The following is a 16547-nucleotide window of genomic DNA, read 5'->3' as shown; positions in this document are numbered from 1 at the left end:
GGCCCGACCGGCCGAGCCACCCACCTGCCACGAAAGGCCCCGATGACCCCGCCTGCCCAGCCGCGCGACCGCCTGCGCGTGGCGATCCAGAAGTCCGGCCGCCTGGGCGAGCCCGCGCGCGAGCTGCTGGCCTCCTGCGGCCTCACCTGGCGCGAGAGCCGCGACAAGCTCTTCTGCTACGGCGAGAGCCTGCCGGTCGACCTGCTGCTCGTCCGCGACGACGACATCCCCGGCCTCATCGCCGACGGGGTCTGCGACATGGGGATCGTGGGCCGCAACGTCCTCGTCGAGCACGACCTGGCCCGGCGGGCCCAGGGCCGCGGGGCGGATCTCACCGAGTGGCGCCAGCTCGGCTGGGGCACGTGCCGGCTGGACGTCGCCATCGACGAGGACCAGGAGTGGACCGGCCCCGAGCAGCTGGCCGGGATGCGGATCGCCACCTCCTACCCCCACACCCTGGGCCGCTGGCTCGAGGAGCACGGGGTCGACGCCGAGCCGGTGCTCCTCAACGGCTCGGTGGAGATCGCTCCACGGCTGGGCCAGGCCGATGTCGTCTGCGACCTGGTGTCGACCGGCGGCACGCTGCGCGCCAACCAGCTCAAGCCGGTGACGACGATCCTGCACAGCGAGGCAGTCATCGCCGGGCCGGGGCACCCGCTGGACGACGGGCGCCAGGAGATCGCCGACCTGCTGCTGCGCCGTCTCGACGGCGCGGTCCAGCTCAAGGAGTCCCGGTTGCTCATGCTCCGGGTCGAGCGCCCGCTGCTCGACGACCTCCTGCCGCTGCTGCCCGGCGGCCACGAGCCGACCGTCATGGCGGTCGACGGCCGCGACGAGGTCGCGCTGCAGATGCTCGTCCACGGCTCGGTGTCGTGGGCGAGGCTAGAGGACCTCAAGCGCGCCGGGGCGCACAACCTCATGGTGCTCCCGGTCGAGGGGATGCTCGCATGAACGTCCTGACCTGGGAGGACCTCGACGAGACCGCGCGGACCGACGCCCTGCGCCGGGGCACCGCGGCCGCCGGTCCCGAGGTCACCGAGGGGGTCGCCCGCATCCTGCGCCAGGTGCGCGAGGGCGGGGACGCCGCCCTCCTCGAGCTCACCGCCCGCCTCGACGGCGCTGAGCTGACCTCGCTGCGGGTCAGCACCGAGGACCGCGACGCCGCCGTGGCCGGGCTGGACCCGGACCTGCGGCAGGCGATCACCGAGGCCGCGGGTCGCATCCGCACCTTCCACGCCGCCGGCATGCAGCAGGGGTATGCCGTCGAGACCGCCCCCGGGGTCGTCTGCCAGCGGGTGGTCCGCCCGATCCGCCGGGTCGGTCTCTACGTCCCCGCCGGGTCGGCACCGCTGCCCTCCACCGCGCTCATGCTCGGGATCCCGGCGCAGCTCGCCGGCTGCCCGGAGGTCGTGCTCGCCACCCCGCCGCGCCCGGACGGCACGGTCGACCCCGCCGTGCTGGCGGCCGCGGCCGAGTGCGGCATCGACCAGGTCGTGCTCGTCGGGGGCGCCCAGGCGGTCGCCGCGCTGGCCTACGGCACCGAGACCGTGCCGGCCTGCGACAAGATCTTCGGACCGGGCAACGCCTGGGTCACCGAGGCCAAGCGCCAGGTGAGCACCGCCGAGGGCGGCCCCGGCATCGACATGCCGGCCGGCCCCTCCGAGGTGCTCGTCATCGCCGACTCCGGCGCCGACCCCGAGTTCGTCGCCGCCGACCTGCTCTCCCAGGCCGAGCACGGCCCGGACAGCCAGGTCGTCCTGCTCACCGACTCCCGGCCGCTGGCCGAGGCGGTCGCGACCCAGGTGGAGGAGCAGGTGGAGAGCCTGCCGCGCGCCGACATCGCCCGCAAGGCGCTCGCGTCCTCGCGCCTCGTCGTCACCCCCGACCTGGCCACAGCTGTCGAGGTGTCCAACGACTACGCCCCCGAGCACCTCATCCTCGCCCTGCGCGACGCGTCGGCCTGGGTGCCGCGCATCGACCGGGCCGGGTCGGTCTTCCTCGGCGACCACACCCCGGAGACGCTCGGCGACTACTGCTCCGGCACCAACCACGTGCTGCCCACCGCGGGTGCCGCGCGCTTCACCGGCGGCGTCAACGTCGGCGCCTTCCAGATCGCCATGACCGTGCAGCGCGCCACGCCGCAGGGCCTGGCCGCCGTCGGCCCGTGCGCCGTGACGCTCTCCGAGGCCGAGTCGCTGCACGCCCACCAGCGCGCGGTCACGCGCCGTCTCGCCCGCACCCAGGGGCAGCCGTGACCACCCGCGGCGACACCACCTTCCCGGCGCACCTGGTGCGCCCGGACCTGCGCGACTTCGCGGGGTACTCCTCGGCCCGCACCAGCGCGCCCACCGGCCTACCGGACCGGATCTGGCTCAACGCCAACGAGTCCGGGGTGGCGAGCAGCGCGGACGACGCGGGCGGGTCCCGGCGCTACCCGGACCCACAGCCACCCGCCCTGGTCGAGGCCTTCGCCGACCTCTGGGCGACCACGCCGGACCGGGTGGTCGTCGGGCGCGGCAGCGACGAGGCGATCGAGCTGCTCGTGCGCAGCCTGTGCCGCCCCGGCGGCGACGGCGTCGTGGTGACGTCCCCGACGTTCGGCATGTATGCCGTCTCCGCCCGGTTGCACGGCGTGCCGGTGATCGACGTGCCCCAGACCGACGACGAGCTGCGTTGGCGGGTCGACACGGCCGCCGTCGCACGGGCCGTCCGGGACAAGGGTGCCCGGCTGGTCTTCCTGGCCTCGCCGGGCAACCCCACCGGCTCCGTGGTGCCGCTGCGCGAGATCGCAGCTCTGACCGAGGAGCTGGCCGACCAGGCCGTCGTCGTGGTCGACGAGGCCTACGGCGAGTTCGCCGCGCAGCGCTCCGCGATCACCCTGCTCGAGGAGCACCCGACCCTCGTCGTGCTGCGCACCCTGTCCAAGGCGCACGCGCTCGCCGGCGCGCGCGTCGGCATCGCGCTGGCCCACCCGGACCTCGTCGCGGTGCTGCGCCGGGTGCAGGCGCCCTACCCGTTGCCGGCGCCGGTCACCGAGCTGGCCCTGCGGGCCCTGTCCGAGGAGGTCCTGCACGCGACGAGGCAGCACGTCGGCGACGTGCTCCGGCTGCGCGACCAGGTCGGCCGGTGGCTGCGCGACCTCGACGGAGTGCGCACCGTGTATGCCAGCGAGGCCAACTTCTTCCTGGTGCGCTGCGACGACCCCGACGCCCTGCTGCATACCCTGGGTGCCGCCGGGATCGTGGTCCGCGACATGCGCCACCTGCCCGGCCTGCACGACGCCCTGCGCATCACCATCGGGACCGGACCCGAGATGAGCGCCCTGCGCGAGGCCCTGACCAGCGCACGACCCGCCCCCACGACCGAGGAGACCCCCGCATGAGCCCCCGCCCGATCTGCTTCGTCGACCGCGACGGCACGATCATCGTCGAGCCGGAGGACCACCAGATCGACGCGCTGGACAAGGTGGCGCTCGTCGACGGCGTCATCCCCGCGCTGCTGCGGATCCAGGCGGCGGGCTTCGACCTCGTCATGGTGAGCAACCAGGACGGCCTGGGCACCGAGTCCTTGCCCACGCCCGACTTCGAGGGGCCGCACCGGCTCGTCATGCAACTGCTCGGCAGCCAGGGCATCACCTTCCGGGACGTCTTCATCGACCGCCACCACGGCGGGCCCGAGGCACCCTGGACCCGCAAGCCCGGCATCGGCATGGTCGCCCACCTGCTCAAGGACCGCGGCGTCGACTGGGACCGCAGCGTCATGGTCGGCGACCGCGGCACCGACCGGGAGTTCGCCGACAACCTGGGGATCCCGGCATACCTGCTGGGCGGGGAGGGGACCGACGATGACCGGAGCCGCACCACCTGGCCGCAGATCGCGCACGAGCTCGCGGACGCGCCGCGCACCGCCCGGGTCGAGCGCGCGACCTCCGAGACCGCGATCACGGTCGAGGTGGACCTGGACGCGACCGGCGGCAGCGAGATCAGCACCGGCATCGGGTTCTACGACCACATGCTCGACCAGCTCGCCAAGCACGGCGGCTTCCGGCTGCGCGTGAGCTGCGAGGGCGACCTGCACATCGACGACCACCACACCGTCGAGGACGTCGCGCTGGCCGTGGGCGAGGCGATCCGCACCGCGCTCGGCGACAAGCGCGGGATCGGGCGCTACGGCTTCACCCTCCCCATGGACGAGGCGCAGGCGACCGCGGCGATCGACCTGTCGGGGCGGCCCTACTTCGCCTACGAGGGCAGCTTCGACCGGGAGGCCGTGGGCGAGTTCTCGACCGAGATGGTCGAGCACTTCTGGCGCTCCTTCGCCGACGCGATGCGCTGCACCCTGCACCTGTCGGTGACCGGCGGCAACACCCACCACAAGATCGAGGTGGGCTTCAAGGCGGTCGCCCGCGCGCTGCGCATGGGCATCGCCCGGCAGGGCGACTCCAGCGAGCTGCCCACCACCAAGGGCGTCCTGTGAAGGTCGCCCTCGTCGACGGCGGTGGCACCAACATCGGCTCGGTCAGCTACGCCCTCGAGCGGCTCGGCGCGAGCAGCAGGCTCACCGCCGACCCGGCCGACATCCTGGCCGCCGACCGCGTCATCCTGCCCGGGGTCGGCGCGGCCGGTGCCGGCATGTGCCGGCTGCGCGAGCTGGGCCTGGTCGAGACGCTGGCCCAGGTGCAGGCGCCGCTGCTCGGGGTATGCCTGGGCATGCAGCTGCTCTTCGAGCGCTCCGCAGAGGACGGCGGGGTGGCGACGCTCGGCCTCGTCCCCGGCGAGGTGGTCGGCATACCGGGCGGACCCGACCTGCGGGTGCCGCACATGGGCTGGAACGCGCTGACAGGGCTCGTGGAGGACCCGCTGCTCGCGGGGATCGAGGAGGGCGACCGGGCCTACTTCGTGCACTCCTACGCCGCCGCGCCGAGCGAGCACACCCTGGCGAGCACGGTGCACGGGCAGCCGTGGACCGCGGTCGTGCGCTCCGGGCTGCGGTGGGGCGCGCAGTTCCACCCCGAGAGGTCGGCGTCGGTCGGCGCCCGGCTTCTGCGAAACTTCCTCATGGAGGTCGACCGATGACGCCCGACCTCAGCACCGACACCGGAGAGATCCCCGTGACCAACACCGGAGCCTTCACCGTCTACCCGGCGATCGACGTCCGCGGCGGCGCGGTCGTGCGCCTGCACAAGGGTGACTACGACCAGGAGACGCGCTACACCGACAACCCGGTGGCCGTGGCCGAGAGCTATGCCCGCTCCGGCGCCGCCTGGCTGCACCTGGTCGACCTGGACGCGGCCCGCGCCGGCGGATACACCCTGCTCGAGACGCTCACCACGATCTGCGACACCACCGGCCTGCGGGTGCAGACCGGCGGCGGCGTCCGCAGCGTCGACGACGTGCAGCGGCTGCTGGACGCCGGAGCCGAGCGGGTCGTCGTCGGCTCGCTCGCGGTGCAGGAGCCCGCCACCGTGGTCGGGTGGCTGGACCGCTTCGGGCCCGAGCGGGTCACCGTGGCGCTCGACACGCGGATCGGCGAGGACGGCCGCTGGGTGCTGCCGACCGCGGGCTGGACCTCGGTGGGGGAGCAGGACCTCACGACGACGCTGCACCAGTACCACGGCTCGGGCCTGCGGCACGTTCTCTGCACCGACATCGGCCGGGACGGCACGCTGTCCGGGCCCAACTTCCACCTCTACACGATGCTCACCCGGTCCAACCCCGCGCTGCAGGTCCAGGCCTCGGGCGGGGCCCGCTCGGTCGACGACGTGCGGGCCGCCAAGAAGCAGGGCTGCGCCGGGATCATCCTGGGCAAGGCGTTGCTCGAGGGCCGGTTCACCGTCGACGACGCGGTGCTGGAGGAGCAGCCATGACCCTGGCGCGGCGGATCATCCCCTGCCTCGACGTGCGCGAGGGGCGGGTGGTCAAGGGAACCCGCTTCCGCAACCACCGCGACATGGGCGACATCGTCGAGCTGGCGCAGCGGTATGCCCGTGAGGGCGCCGACGAGCTCGTCTTCTACGACATCACCGCCAGCCCCGAGGGCCGCGGCGTGGACGTCGGCTGGGTGGCGCGGGTGGCGCGCGCCATCGACATCCCCTTCTGCGTGGCCGGCGGCATCCGGTCCGTGGAGACCGCCCGTGCGGTGCTGCACGCCGGGGCCGACAAGGTCTCGGTCAACACCCCCGCGACGCAGCGGCCCGAGCTGGTCGGCGAGCTCGCCGACGCCTTCGGTGTGCAGTGCGTCGTCGTCGGCGTCGACAGCCTGCGGGACGAGGACGGGCACTGGCGGATCCGGCAGTTCACCGGCAGCCCCGAGGCGACCCGGGCGCTGCAGACGACCACGCTGGACTGGGTGCGCGAGGTCGTCGGGCTGGGCGCCGGGGAGGTCGTGCTCAACTGCATGGGCTCGGACGGGGTGCGGGACGGCTACGACATCGAGCAGCTGGCCGCGGTCCGCTCGCTGTGCCCGGTGCCCCTCGTCGCCAGCGGCGGGGCCGGGACCCCGCAGCACTTCGTCGACGTCTTCCGCGAGGCCGACGTCGACGGCGCGCTCGCGGCGACGGTCTTCCACGACGGGTCCATCCCCATACCGTCCCTCAAGGCGACGCTCGCCGAGCAGGGTGTGGAGGTGCGCTCATGAGCGACCGGACACCCCGTATGTCCGGTCCCGGGGCACCTGACACCGACCGGACACCCCGTATGTCCGGCGTCGAGGCGGACTTCGACGTCGCCGACGTCGACTTCACCAAGACCGACGGGATCATCCCCGGTGTCGTGCAGCACGCGCACACCGGTCAGGTGCTCATGGTCGGCTTCCTCGACGAGCAGGCGCTGGCCACGACCCTGCGGACGGGGCTGGCGACCTTCTTCAGCCGCAGCCGGGGCACCCAGTGGACCAAGGGGGAGACGAGCGGCAACGTGCTGCGCGTCGAGGCGGTCGAGCTCGACTGTGACCGCGACACCCTGCTGCTCCACGCCGTCCCCAGCGGACCCACGTGCCACACGGGCGAGGAGACCTGCTTCGACCCGGGCGCGCGTCGGGGGTCTTTCGTGCACGAGCTGGACGAGGTCGTTCGCGTCCGCCAGGCGGAGCTGCCGGAGGGGTCCTACACCACCTCGCTCTTCGAGGGCGGGGTGCGACGGATCGCGCAGAAGGTCGGGGAGGAGGGGGTCGAGACGGCGCTGGCCGCGGTGGCACAGGACGACGAGGCGCTGCTCGGGGAGTCGGCCGACCTCGTCTACCACCTGCTCGTGCTGCTGCGCTCGCGCGACCTCGGGCTGGCGGACGTCGAGCGGGTGCTGCGGCAGCGGCACGGCTGAGCGCCTACGCGCGGCTGCGCAGGCCGACCTCGGCGAGCTCGAGGTCGGCCAGGGCACGCATCGTATCCGGGTCGCGGGTCCGCCAGGCGGCCACCGGGTCCTCGAAGAGCGCCTGGAGCCGGCGCGGGTGCTGGTGGACCAGGGCACGCAGCGCGAGCAGCTCCAGCGACTCGGGGTCGGACAGCTCACCCGTGAGGGAGTGGGCCCGGCGCACCCACAGCAGGCGCAGCACCGCCCAGGCCAGGACCACCACGAGGATCGGCGTGCCCGCGCTGATCAGGGTCACGACCCAGGCCACCGTCCGGACCGCGCCCTCCAGCCGGTCGCCGGCGGAGACGAGGTCGGTGCCGACGCCCGCGGCGCCGGTGAACGGTGCCTGGAGGCTGTCGCCCACGAGCGGGATCTCCGTGACCCGGCCGGCGACGTCGTTCATGCGCGTCTGCATGCCCGTCCCGGCCGAGCGCAGCGGGACGGCCGGCGCCGCCAGCGTGAGGACGAGGCCGAAGACCCACCGCCCGATGAGCACCCACAGCACCACCCAGCCCAGGACGAAGAGGTCCGCCGCGATCTGACGGGTCCGGCGGGCGGGAGCATCGGCATACCAGTGCATGGGGTCATCCTCACCCACCTCCCCGACCGGCCGCAGGGTTTGGTCGGACCGGCCGCACGGTTTGCGCGGACCGGCCGCACGGTTTGCGCGGACCGGCCGCACGGTTTGCGCTGCAGAACACAAAGTGCGCGGTCAGTCGACACAAGGTGCGCGGTCGGTGGACGCAAAGTGCGCGGTCGGTCGACACAAACCGTGCGGCCGGTCCGGGTGCTGAGAGGATCGGGGGCGTGACACCGCCGATGCCCCCGACCCAGACGCCGCTGGGGCGGGCGGTGGGGGACTGGCTGGACCACCTGCGGGTGGAGCGGGGGCGGTCCGAGCACACGTTGTCGGCCTACCGGCGCGACCTGCGTCGCTACCTCGACTTCCTCGGTGACCACGGCATCACCGCCGCGGGCGAGGTGCGCCCCGAGCACGTCACGCAGTTCCTGGCTCACCTGCGCGCAGGGGACGCCGACCACCCGCCGCTCGCCCCGACCTCGGCCGCCCGCGCGGTCGTCGCGGTGCGCGGCCTGCACACCTTCCTCGCGGTCGAGGGAGAGGTCGAGGACGACCCGTCCCGGGACGTCGCCCCGCCGACGCCGCCGCGGCGGCTGCCCAAGGCGCTGAGCGCCACCGACGTCGAGCGGCTGATCCAGGCCGCGTCGGTGGGGGACACCCCGGCGGCACTGCGCGACCGGGCGCTGCTCGAGGTGCTCTACGGCTGCGGCGCCCGGGTCAGCGAGGCCATCGCCCTCGACGTCGACGACCTGGACCTCGCGCGCCCCGAGGCGGCCGCCGACGGAGAGCTCCCTGGTGTCGTGCGCCTCTTCGGCAAGGGGCGCAAGGAGCGGGTGGTGCCCATGGGTCGGTATGCCCGGGACGCGCTCGACGCGTGGCTCGTGCGCGGGCGCCCCGAGCTGGCCCGGAAGGGCAGCGGCACGCCGGCGGTCTTCGTCAACGCGCGGGGCGGGCGCCTGTCCCGCCAGTCCGCGTGGAACGCCATCCGGGCGGCCGCCGACCGCGCCGACCTCCGCGCCGAGATCTCCCCGCACACCCTGCGCCACTCCTTCGCCACCCACCTGCTCGACGGCGGCGCCGACGTCCGGGTGGTCCAGGAGCTCCTCGGCCACGCCTCGGTCGCGACCACCCAGATCTACACGCACGTGTCCACGCAGCACCTGCGCGAGGTGTATGCCCAGTCCCACCCCCGTGCGCGCCGCTGAGCGGGCGGACAGACGGGGTGTCCGGTCGGGGGAGATGCGGACACAAGGGGTGTCCGGTCGCTGCGGACACTTCGACCTCAGGTCGAGGTCCAGGCGGATGACCGGACCTGGACCCGTGGATTAAGGTCGGACCGATCGGCGGGACGCCGACCACCCCGAACGGATCTGGAGACACCACGTGAGTCACGACCGGCTGCCCGGCACCGAGACCTCGGGCGTGGGCCAGGAGGGCCCCACCGGCCGGCCGCTGCCCGACTTCCCCGTGCCCGAGCCCCTCGCGAGCCACGGCCCGGCGCGCATCATCGCGATGTGCAACCAGAAGGGCGGCGTCGGCAAGACCACGTCGACCATCAACCTCGGCGCCGCGCTGGCGGAGTACGGCCGCAAGGTGCTCATGGTCGACTTCGACCCGCAGGGCGCCCTCTCGGTCGGCCTCGGGGTGCGCACGCACGACCTCGACGTCACGATCTACAACCTGCTCGTCGAGCGGGGCCACGACGTGCACGACGTCATCCAGCCCACCTCGGTCCCCGGCATCGACATCCTCCCGGCCAACATCGACCTGTCCGCGGCCGAGGTGCAGCTCGTCGGCGAGGTCGCCCGCGAGCAGGTGCTCGCCCGCACCCTGCGCCCCGTCATGGACGACTACGACGTCATCTTCATCGACTGCCAGCCCTCCCTGGGCCTGCTCACGGTCAACGCGCTCACCGCCTCCCACGGGGTCGTCATCCCGCTGGAGACCGAGTTCTTCGCCATGCGCGGCGTCGCGCTGCTCATCGAGACCATCGAGAAGATCACCGACCGGCTCAACCCGCGGCTGGAGATCGACGGCATCCTCGCGACGATGTACGACGGCCGCACCCTGCACTCGCGCGAGGTCGTGCGCAGCGTCGTCGACCACTTCGGCGACACCGTCTTCCACACCGTCATCAGCCGCACGGTGAAGTTCCCGGACGCGACCCTGGCCGCCGAGCCCATCACGAGCTACGCCAGCACGCACTCCGGCGCCGAGGCATACCGTCAGCTCGCCCGGGAGCTCATCGCGCGCGGCGGCGCCCCCTGAGCGAGGTGGGTATGCCGCCCGCGCCCGCCCCGGAGCACCAGGCGGGCGAGTCCCAGCCCCCGGCGCAGACCCCGGGCGGGGTGCTCGTCTCCGGCCGCCGCGGCTTCGAGGTGCACCTCGACGTCTTCTCCGGCCCCTTCGAGCTGCTGCTGGGCCTCATCGCCAAGCACAAGCTCGACGTCACCGAGATCGCCCTGGCCCGGGTCACCGACGAGTTCGTCGCCTACCTGCGCGCCGCGCAGGACGGCGAGGAGGAGTGGGACCTGTCGCAGGCGAGCGAGTTCGTGCTCATCGCGGCCACGCTGCTCGACCTCAAGGCGGCCCGCCTGCTGCCCAGCGGCCGCGAGGACGACGAGGAGGACCTCGCGCTCATCGAGGCCCGCGACCTCCTCTTCGCCCGGCTGCTGCAGTACCGCGCGTTCAAGCAGGTCGCCGACGAGCTGCGCCTGCAGATGGAGGGCAAGGGCCGGATCTTCGCGCGCGACGTCGGGGTGGAGGAGCGCTTCGCCTCGCTGCTGCCCGAGCTCGTGCTGACGGTCACCCCGGAGCAGCTGGCGATGATCGCCGGGCGCGCCATGATCCCGCGGCCGCCGCCGGCGGTCGGGGTCGACCACCTGCACGCGGCCCAGGTCTCCGTCCGGGAGCAGGCCTCGATCCTCGTCGGCCGGCTGCGCGAGCGGGGCAGCGCCGGCTTTCGCGACCTCGTGGCCGACGCCGACTCCACGCTGGTCATCGTCGCGCGCTTCCTGGCGCTGCTGGACCTCTACCGCGACTCCGTCGTCGCGCTGGAGCAGGACGAGGCCCTGGGCGAGCTCACGGTGCGCTGGACCGGGCCGGAGTCGGGCGGGGTGAGCACGCAGGTCGGGGCGGAGTTCGACGAGGAGGTGGCGGATGAGCCAGCAGGATGACGGCACACCGGCGGAGGTCGCCGACGAGCCGGAGCAGGAGCAGGTCGCCTTCGACATCAACGACTTCCCCGGCGGGGCGCGGTCGGCGGTCGAGGCGGTGCTCATGGTCATCGACGAACCGGTGACCGAGGAGTCCCTCGCCAGTGCCCTGGAGCTGCCGGTGGAGGACGTCGGCGCCGTGCTCGACGACCTCGCCCAGGAGTATGCCCAGGGCAACCGCGGTTTCATGCTGCGCCGCCTCGGTGGCGGGTGGCGCGTCTACAGCCGCCCGGAATACGCGCCGGTGGTGGAGAAGTTCCTCCTGGGTGGTCAGCAGGCCCGGCTCACCCAGGCCGCGCTCGAGACGCTCGCGGTCATCGCCTACCGCCAGCCGATCAGCAGGGCCCGGATCGGCGCCATCCGCGGCGTGAACGTCGACGGGGTGGTGCGGACGCTGCTGGCTCGCGGCATGGTCACCGAGACCGGTCAGGACCCCACGGGCGGGGCGGTGCTCTACGGCACCACCGACCTCTTCCTGCAGCGGATGGGTCTGGACACGCTCGACGACCTGCCCGCACTGGCCCCCTATCTCCCCTCGGCCGAGGTGCTCGAGGAGCTCGCATCGGAAGGACTCGCATGAGCAGCGGCAAGAAGAACCCCGGATCCCGTGGCGGCCAGGGTCGTCCCGGTCAGGGCGGCCGGTCCGGCGGCGGCCGGTCCGGGGGCAAGGGCGGACCCCGGGTGCCCGCCCAGGGCGGAGGAGCCGGGCCGCGTCGCGCGGGCGGCACTCGCCCCCCGCGTCGGCGTCGGCCCACCACCCCGCCGGACCCGGCGAGCCGCGACGTCCACAGCCCGGACGGCGTGCGGCTGCAGAAGCTGCTCGCCGGTGCCGGCTTCGGCAGCCGCCGCGCCTGCGAGAAGCTCATCGAGGAGGGCCGGGTCGAGGTCGACGGCCAGGTGGTCGTCGAGCTCGGCGTGCGCGTCGACCCGAGCAGCCAGACCGTGCACGTCGACGGCGACCGCGTCGTCGTCGACACCGACAAGGTCTACCTCGCCTTCAACAAGCCCGCCGGCGTCGTCTCCACGATGGAGGACGAGGAGGGTCGGCCGTGCCTCACCGACTACGTCGGCCACCTCTCGCGCCGGCTGTTCCACGTCGGGCGGCTCGACGTCGACACCGAGGGACTCCTCCTGCTCACCAACGACGGCGACCTCGCCCACAAGCTCCAGCACCCGGCATACGGCGTGCCCAAGACGTATGTCGCGCAGGTCCACGGCGTCGTCGCGCCGGGGATCGGCAAGCAGCTGCGCGACGGGGTCGAGCTGGAGGACGGTCTGGCGAAGGCCGACAGCTTCCGGCTCGTCGACGACATCCCCGGCCACTCGATCATCGAGATCGTGCTGCACGAGGGCCGCAAGCACATCGTGCGCCGCATGATGGAGGAGGTCGGCTACCCGGTCGAGGCGCTCTCGCGGGTGCAGGTGGGCCCGATCAAGCTGGCCGAGCTGCGCCCCGGGAAGTACCGCGCCCTGTCCGCCGAGGAGGTCGCCCAGCTCTACGCCGCGGCGGGGGAGTAGGGCGGGGACGGACTTCCTCCGTCTGAACGCCGGTACGTCACTCGAGAGCCCCCTCGAGCAGGCTGCTGAGTGACAAACCGGCGCCCAGTGTCCGGAGTGACCGGTGCGGGGTATGCCGTTGCGGCCGTTAGGCTGGACGGGTGCCGTCCAGCCCCCTCACCATCGCCATCGACGGACCCAGCGGGTCCGGCAAGTCCTCCGTGTCCAAGGCCGTGGCGCGCGAGCTGGGCCTGGGCTACCTGGACACCGGCGCGATGTACCGCGCGGTCGCCTGGCACTGCCTGGACCAGGAGGTCGACCTCACCGACCAGGAGGCCGTGGCGCAGGCGGCCCGCGACCTGCCGCTGGAGATCTCGACCGACCCCGACGACCAGACCCTGCGCGTGGGCGGCACGGACATCACGAGCGCCATCCGCGAGACCCGCGTGACCTCGCAGGTCTCGACCGTGGCCACCAACCTCGACGTGCGCGCCGAGCTGCGTCGCCGCCAGCGCGAGATCATCTCCGAGGCCCGGGACGAGCGTGGCGGCATCGTCGCCGAGGGTCGCGACATCACCACCGTCGTCGCCCCGGACGCCGAGCACCGCATCCTCGTCACCGCCTCGGAGGAGGCGCGCCTCGCCCGGCGCTCCACCGAGCTGCACGGCGGCGCCGACGCGGACCAGGTCGAGGCCACCCGCGACCAGATCGTCCGCCGGGACCGGCAGGACTCCACCGTGAGCGCCTTCATGGAAGCCGCGGACGGGGTCGTGACGTTGGACACCTCAGAGCTTGACTTCGACCAGGTGGTGGCTGCCGTGCTGGCCCTGGTCCGCGGTGAGGTCGAGCCGGCCCAGCACGAAGAGGAGCCGGCCACCTCGCCCGACGGGCACGCCGGCGGCCCTGCCTGACCGCCCGCCCCCGACATACCCCTGACGCCGACCCGAGGAGAACGACATGAGCACGCAGAACTCCGAGAAGATCTCCGCCTACGCCCACCCCGAGCGTCTCGTCACCACCGAGTGGCTCGCCGAGCACCTCGACGACCCGCAGGTCGTCGTGCTCGAGTCCGACGAGGACGTCCTGCTCTACGACACCGGCCACATCCCCGGCGCCCGCAAGCTCGACTGGCATACCGACCTCAACGACCCGGTGACCCGCGACTACGTCGACGGCGAGCGCTTCGCCGAGGTCATGGGCGCCCGCGGCGTGGGCCGCGACACGACCGTCGTGATCTACGGCGACCGCTCCAACTGGTGGGCCGCGTATGCCCTCTGGGTCATGACGCTCTTCGGCCACGAGGACGTCCGGCTGCTCGACGGCGGCCGCGCCGCCTGGATCGCCGAGGGCCGGGAGATGACCGCCGGTGCGTCCGAGGTGACGCCGGCGTCCTACCCGGTCGTCGAGCGCGACGACACCCAGGTGCGCGCGTTCAAGGCCGACGTCCTGGAGCACCTCGGGCAGCCGATGGTCGACGTCCGCTCGCCCGGTGAGTTCTCCGGCGAGCTGCTGCACATGCCCGACTACCCGCAGGAGGGCGCCATGCGCGGCGGCCACATCCCGGGGGCGAAGTCGGTGCCGTGGGCCCGTGCGGCCAACGAGGACGGCACCTTCAAGTCGCGCGAAGAGCTGGAGGAGATCTACCAGCAGGAGCAGGGCCTGGCGACCTCCGACGACGTCGTCGCCTACTGCCGCATCGGCGAGCGCTCGAGCCACACGTGGTTCGTGCTCACCCACCTGCTGGGCTTCGAGAACGTCCGCAACTACGACGGCTCCTGGACCGAGTGGGGCAACTCGGTCGGTGTGCCGGTGGAGCGCTGAGGTATGCCTGCAGAGACCGACCGCGCCGATCTCCCGGAGGCGATGGCCGAGCTCGCCGAGGAGTTCCACGCGGTGAGCCAGTCCGACCGGCTGCAGCTGCTGCTGGAGCTCTCCCGCGAGCTGCCCGGCCTGCCGGAGCGCTACGAGGGCCACCTGGACCAGATGGAGCGGGTGGACGAGTGCCAGTCGCCGCTCTTCCTCGCCGTCGAGGTCGGGGACGACGCCGACCGCACCGTGCGGCTGTTCTTCGACGCCCCGGCCGAGGCGCCGACCACGCGCGGCTTCGCCGGCATCCTGCACGAGGGGCTGGACGGGCTGGGTGCCCAGCAGGTGCTCGACGTGCCCGACGACGCGCCCTACCGCTTCGGGCTGGCCGAGGCCGTCTCGCCGCTGCGCATGCGCGGCATGGTCGGCATGCTCGGACGGATCAAGCGCCAGGTGCGGCTGCGCTCCGACGCCATCGCTGCAGGGGAGCGCGCATGACCGAGCAGGACGGCCGGCGGTCCGGCGACGCCGAGGTCGACGAGGTCGAGGTGGAGTGGACCGTCGGCGACCCCGACGAGCTGCCCGACCTCGAGGCCAGCGAGCAGGACGAGGCGCTGGAGCAGGCGCTGCGCGCCGGGCTCGTCGACTTCGAGCTGTCCGAGGAGGACCAGGCGCTCGTCGAGCGCGGCGAGCTGCCCGTGGACGTGGGGGAGGACGTCGGGGGCCGGCCGGTGGTGGCCGTCGTCGGTCGCCCCAACGTGGGCAAGTCGAGCCTGGTCAACCGCATCATCGGACGCCGGGAGGCGGTCGTCGAGGACGTGCCGGGCGTGACCCGCGACCGCGTCTCCTACGACGCGGACTGGTCCGGGCGCCGCTTCACCCTCGTCGACACCGGCGGTTGGGAGGTCGACGCCACGGGCATACACCTGCGGGTCGCGGAGCAGGCCGAGGTCGCCGTCGAGCTCGCCGACGCCGTGATGTTCGTCGTCGACGCGACCGTCGGCGCCACCGACACCGACGAGCAGGTCGTGCGCCTGCTGCGGCGCTCCGGCAAGCCGGTGGTGCTCGTCGCCAACAAGGTCGACGACCAGCGCTTCGAGGCCGACGCCGCGATGCTCTGGAGCCTGGGGCTGGGTCAGCCCTGGCCGGTCTCGGCGCTGCACGGCCGCGGCTCGGGCGACGTGCTCGACGCCCTGCTCGAGGTGCTGCCGGAGCGGTCCGCGGTGGCCGGTCCGACCCCCGAGGGCGGCCCGCGCCGGGTCGCGCTGCTCGGGCGCCCCAACGTCGGCAAGTCCTCGCTGCTCAACAAGCTCGCCGGCTCCGACCGGGTCGTCGTCGACGACGTGGCCGGGACCACCCGCGACCCCGTGGACGAGCTCATCGAGCTCGGCGACGACGGCCGGGTATGGCGTTTCGTCGACACCGCGGGCATCCGCCGGCGGGTGCACCAGGCCAAGGGCGCCGACTTCTACGCCTCGCTGCGCACGCAGGCGGCCCTGGAGAAGGCGGAGGTGGCGGTCGTCCTCGTCGACGTCTCCGAGCCGATCGCCGAGCAGGACATCCGGGTCATCCAGCAGGTGGTCGACTCCGGCCGGGCCCTCGTCGTGGCCTACAACAAGTGGGACACGCTGGACGAGGAGCGGCGCTACTACCTCGAGCGGGAGATCGAGCGCGAGCTCGTGCAGATCACCTGGGCGCCGCGGGTCAACATCTCGGCGGCCACCGGGCGCAACGTCGCCAAGCTCGTGCCCGCGCTGGACACCGCGCTGGCCTCCTGGGACCGGCGCATCCCGACGGCCAAGCTCAACGGCTTCCTCGGTGAGGTCGTCGCCGCGCAGCCGCACCCGGTGCGGGGCGGCAAGCAGCCGCGCATCCTCTTCGCGACCCAGGCCGACACCCGTCCTCCGCGCTTCGTCGTCTTCGCCTCGGGCTTCATCGAGGCGGGCTACCGGCGGTTCCTGGAGCGGCGGCTGCGCGAGCAGTACGGCTTCGTGGGGAGCCCGATCGAGATCTCCGTGAGGGTGCGCGAGAAGCGGCGCCGCTGACCGCCCGCGGCGATTGGGCCGGCGGGTGGGCGATGGGCTAACCTGATGCTCGCCCAGA

At 73.3% G+C, this 16547-nt stretch carries 18 protein-coding genes; 17 read left to right on the top strand and 1 reads right to left on the bottom strand.

Annotated elements, in window-relative coordinates; all coding sequences use genetic code 11:
* The first annotated feature begins 42 nt into the window (after positions 1-42).
* Genes hisG through hisIE form a run of 8 tightly spaced genes read left to right on the top strand, consistent with a single transcriptional unit; the run spans position 43 to position 7316 of the window.
* Positions 43-951, top strand: a complete 909-nt coding sequence (gene hisG / locus SGUI_RS02195; RefSeq protein ID WP_066635673.1) for an ATP phosphoribosyltransferase — start codon at positions 43-45, stop codon at positions 949-951.
* On the top strand, positions 948-2255 hold the full coding sequence (gene hisD, locus SGUI_RS02190) for a histidinol dehydrogenase (RefSeq protein WP_066635670.1): 1308 nt from the start codon (positions 948-950) through the stop codon (positions 2253-2255). The genes hisG and hisD overlap by 4 nt, the downstream gene beginning before the upstream one ends.
* Positions 2252-3382: a histidinol-phosphate transaminase gene (gene hisC / locus SGUI_RS02185; RefSeq protein WP_066635667.1), complete on the top strand. Its 1131-nt coding sequence runs from the start codon at positions 2252-2254 to the stop codon at positions 3380-3382. Before hisD ends, hisC begins: the two co-directional genes overlap by 4 nt.
* Positions 3379-4476, top strand: a complete 1098-nt coding sequence (gene hisB / locus SGUI_RS02180) for a bifunctional histidinol-phosphatase/imidazoleglycerol-phosphate dehydratase HisB (RefSeq protein WP_066635664.1) — start codon at positions 3379-3381, stop codon at positions 4474-4476. Before hisC ends, hisB begins: the two co-directional genes overlap by 4 nt.
* On the top strand, positions 4473-5075 hold the full coding sequence (hisH, locus tag SGUI_RS02175; RefSeq protein WP_066635661.1) for an imidazole glycerol phosphate synthase subunit HisH: 603 nt from the start codon (positions 4473-4475) through the stop codon (positions 5073-5075). Before hisB ends, hisH begins: the two co-directional genes overlap by 4 nt.
* A complete protein-coding gene (hisA, locus tag SGUI_RS02170) occupies positions 5072-5866 on the top strand; it encodes a 1-(5-phosphoribosyl)-5-[(5-phosphoribosylamino)methylideneamino]imidazole-4-carboxamide isomerase (protein ID WP_066635659.1) in 795 nt (264 codons plus the stop codon). The genes hisH and hisA overlap by 4 nt, the downstream gene beginning before the upstream one ends.
* On the top strand, positions 5863-6636 hold the full coding sequence (gene hisF, locus SGUI_RS02165) for an imidazole glycerol phosphate synthase subunit HisF (protein ID WP_066635657.1): 774 nt from the start codon (positions 5863-5865) through the stop codon (positions 6634-6636). Before hisA ends, hisF begins: the two co-directional genes overlap by 4 nt.
* Positions 6633-7316, top strand: a complete 684-nt coding sequence (hisIE, locus tag SGUI_RS02160; RefSeq protein WP_237141428.1) for a bifunctional phosphoribosyl-AMP cyclohydrolase/phosphoribosyl-ATP diphosphatase HisIE — start codon at positions 6633-6635, stop codon at positions 7314-7316. Before hisF ends, hisIE begins: the two co-directional genes overlap by 4 nt.
* 4 nt (positions 7317-7320) lie before the next feature.
* On the opposite strand, the gene SGUI_RS02155 is transcribed toward hisIE, so the two are convergent.
* Positions 7321-7926 carry a hypothetical protein gene (locus SGUI_RS02155; protein WP_066635653.1) on the bottom strand — a complete coding sequence of 202 codons (606 nt, stop codon included), beginning with the start codon at positions 7924-7926 and terminating at the stop codon, positions 7321-7323.
* A gap of 239 nt (positions 7927-8165) precedes the next feature.
* Between SGUI_RS02155 and xerD the strand changes: the two genes are divergently transcribed.
* From xerD to der, 9 genes are all read left to right on the top strand, one after another.
* Entirely contained in the window at positions 8166-9131 is a 966-nt protein-coding gene (xerD, locus tag SGUI_RS02150) for a site-specific tyrosine recombinase XerD (protein WP_066635650.1), read from the top strand.
* 178 nt (positions 9132-9309) lie between these two features.
* On the top strand, positions 9310-10194 hold the full coding sequence (locus SGUI_RS02145) for a ParA family protein (protein WP_066635648.1): 885 nt from the start codon (positions 9310-9312) through the stop codon (positions 10192-10194).
* Positions 10195-10205: 11 nt separating this feature from the next.
* The gene (locus SGUI_RS02140) at positions 10206-11102 is read left to right on the top strand and encodes a segregation and condensation protein A (protein ID WP_066635645.1); all 897 of its coding nucleotides are present in this window, start codon (positions 10206-10208) and stop codon (positions 11100-11102) included.
* Entirely contained in the window at positions 11086-11721 is a 636-nt protein-coding gene (gene scpB / locus SGUI_RS02135) for an SMC-Scp complex subunit ScpB (protein ID WP_066635642.1), read from the top strand. The genes SGUI_RS02140 and scpB overlap by 17 nt, the downstream gene beginning before the upstream one ends.
* On the top strand, positions 11718-12659 hold the full coding sequence (locus SGUI_RS02130; protein ID WP_237141427.1) for a pseudouridine synthase: 942 nt from the start codon (positions 11718-11720) through the stop codon (positions 12657-12659). The genes scpB and SGUI_RS02130 overlap by 4 nt, the downstream gene beginning before the upstream one ends.
* 140 nt (positions 12660-12799) lie before the next feature.
* A complete protein-coding gene (gene cmk / locus SGUI_RS02125; protein ID WP_066635640.1) occupies positions 12800-13549 on the top strand; it encodes a (d)CMP kinase in 750 nt (249 codons plus the stop codon).
* A 46-nt stretch (positions 13550-13595) separates the two neighbouring features.
* The gene (locus tag SGUI_RS02120) at positions 13596-14459 is read left to right on the top strand and encodes a sulfurtransferase (RefSeq protein ID WP_066635638.1); all 864 of its coding nucleotides are present in this window, start codon (positions 13596-13598) and stop codon (positions 14457-14459) included.
* A gap of 3 nt (positions 14460-14462) precedes the next feature.
* Positions 14463-14942, top strand: coding sequence for a SufE family protein (locus SGUI_RS02115; RefSeq protein WP_066635636.1), 480 nt, complete (start codon positions 14463-14465; stop codon positions 14940-14942).
* Entirely contained in the window at positions 14939-16489 is a 1551-nt protein-coding gene (der, locus tag SGUI_RS02110; protein WP_083190431.1) for a ribosome biogenesis GTPase Der, read from the top strand. The genes SGUI_RS02115 and der overlap by 4 nt, the downstream gene beginning before the upstream one ends.
* The last annotated feature ends 58 nt before the right edge of the window (positions 16490-16547 follow it).

The organism is Serinicoccus hydrothermalis, assembly GCF_001685415.1.
GTDB lineage: Bacteria > Actinomycetota > Actinomycetes > Actinomycetales > Dermatophilaceae > Ornithinicoccus > Ornithinicoccus hydrothermalis.
Note: the sequence above shows the minus strand (reverse complement) of the source record. Positions and strands in the feature narration are given on the sequence as shown.

Excerpts from the sequence above, each read along its gene's own strand:
- hisG (WP_066635673.1), top strand. The coding sequence starts at position 43 with ATGACCCCGCCTGCCCAGCCGCGCGACCGCCTGCGCGTGGCGATCCAG.
- hisD (WP_066635670.1), top strand. The coding sequence starts at position 948 with ATGAACGTCCTGACCTGGGAGGACCTCGACGAGACCGCGCGGACCGAC.
- hisB (WP_066635664.1), top strand. The coding sequence starts at position 3,379 with ATGAGCCCCCGCCCGATCTGCTTCGTCGACCGCGACGGCACGATCATC.
- hisA (WP_066635659.1), top strand. The coding sequence starts at position 5,072 with ATGACGCCCGACCTCAGCACCGACACCGGAGAGATCCCCGTGACCAAC.
- hisF (WP_066635657.1), top strand. The coding sequence starts at position 5,863 with ATGACCCTGGCGCGGCGGATCATCCCCTGCCTCGACGTGCGCGAGGGG.
- hisIE (WP_237141428.1), top strand. The coding sequence starts at position 6,633 with ATGAGCGACCGGACACCCCGTATGTCCGGTCCCGGGGCACCTGACACC.
- SGUI_RS02155 (WP_066635653.1), bottom strand. The coding sequence starts at position 7,926 with ATGCACTGGTATGCCGATGCTCCCGCCCGCCGGACCCGTCAGATCGCG.
- xerD (WP_066635650.1), top strand. The coding sequence starts at position 8,166 with ATGCCCCCGACCCAGACGCCGCTGGGGCGGGCGGTGGGGGACTGGCTG.
- SGUI_RS02140 (WP_066635645.1), top strand. The coding sequence starts at position 10,206 with ATGCCGCCCGCGCCCGCCCCGGAGCACCAGGCGGGCGAGTCCCAGCCC.
- scpB (WP_066635642.1), top strand. The coding sequence starts at position 11,086 with ATGAGCCAGCAGGATGACGGCACACCGGCGGAGGTCGCCGACGAGCCG.
- SGUI_RS02130 (WP_237141427.1), top strand. The coding sequence starts at position 11,718 with ATGAGCAGCGGCAAGAAGAACCCCGGATCCCGTGGCGGCCAGGGTCGT.
- SGUI_RS02120 (WP_066635638.1), top strand. The coding sequence starts at position 13,596 with ATGAGCACGCAGAACTCCGAGAAGATCTCCGCCTACGCCCACCCCGAG.
- SGUI_RS02115 (WP_066635636.1), top strand. The coding sequence starts at position 14,463 with ATGCCTGCAGAGACCGACCGCGCCGATCTCCCGGAGGCGATGGCCGAG.
- der (WP_083190431.1), top strand. The coding sequence starts at position 14,939 with ATGACCGAGCAGGACGGCCGGCGGTCCGGCGACGCCGAGGTCGACGAG.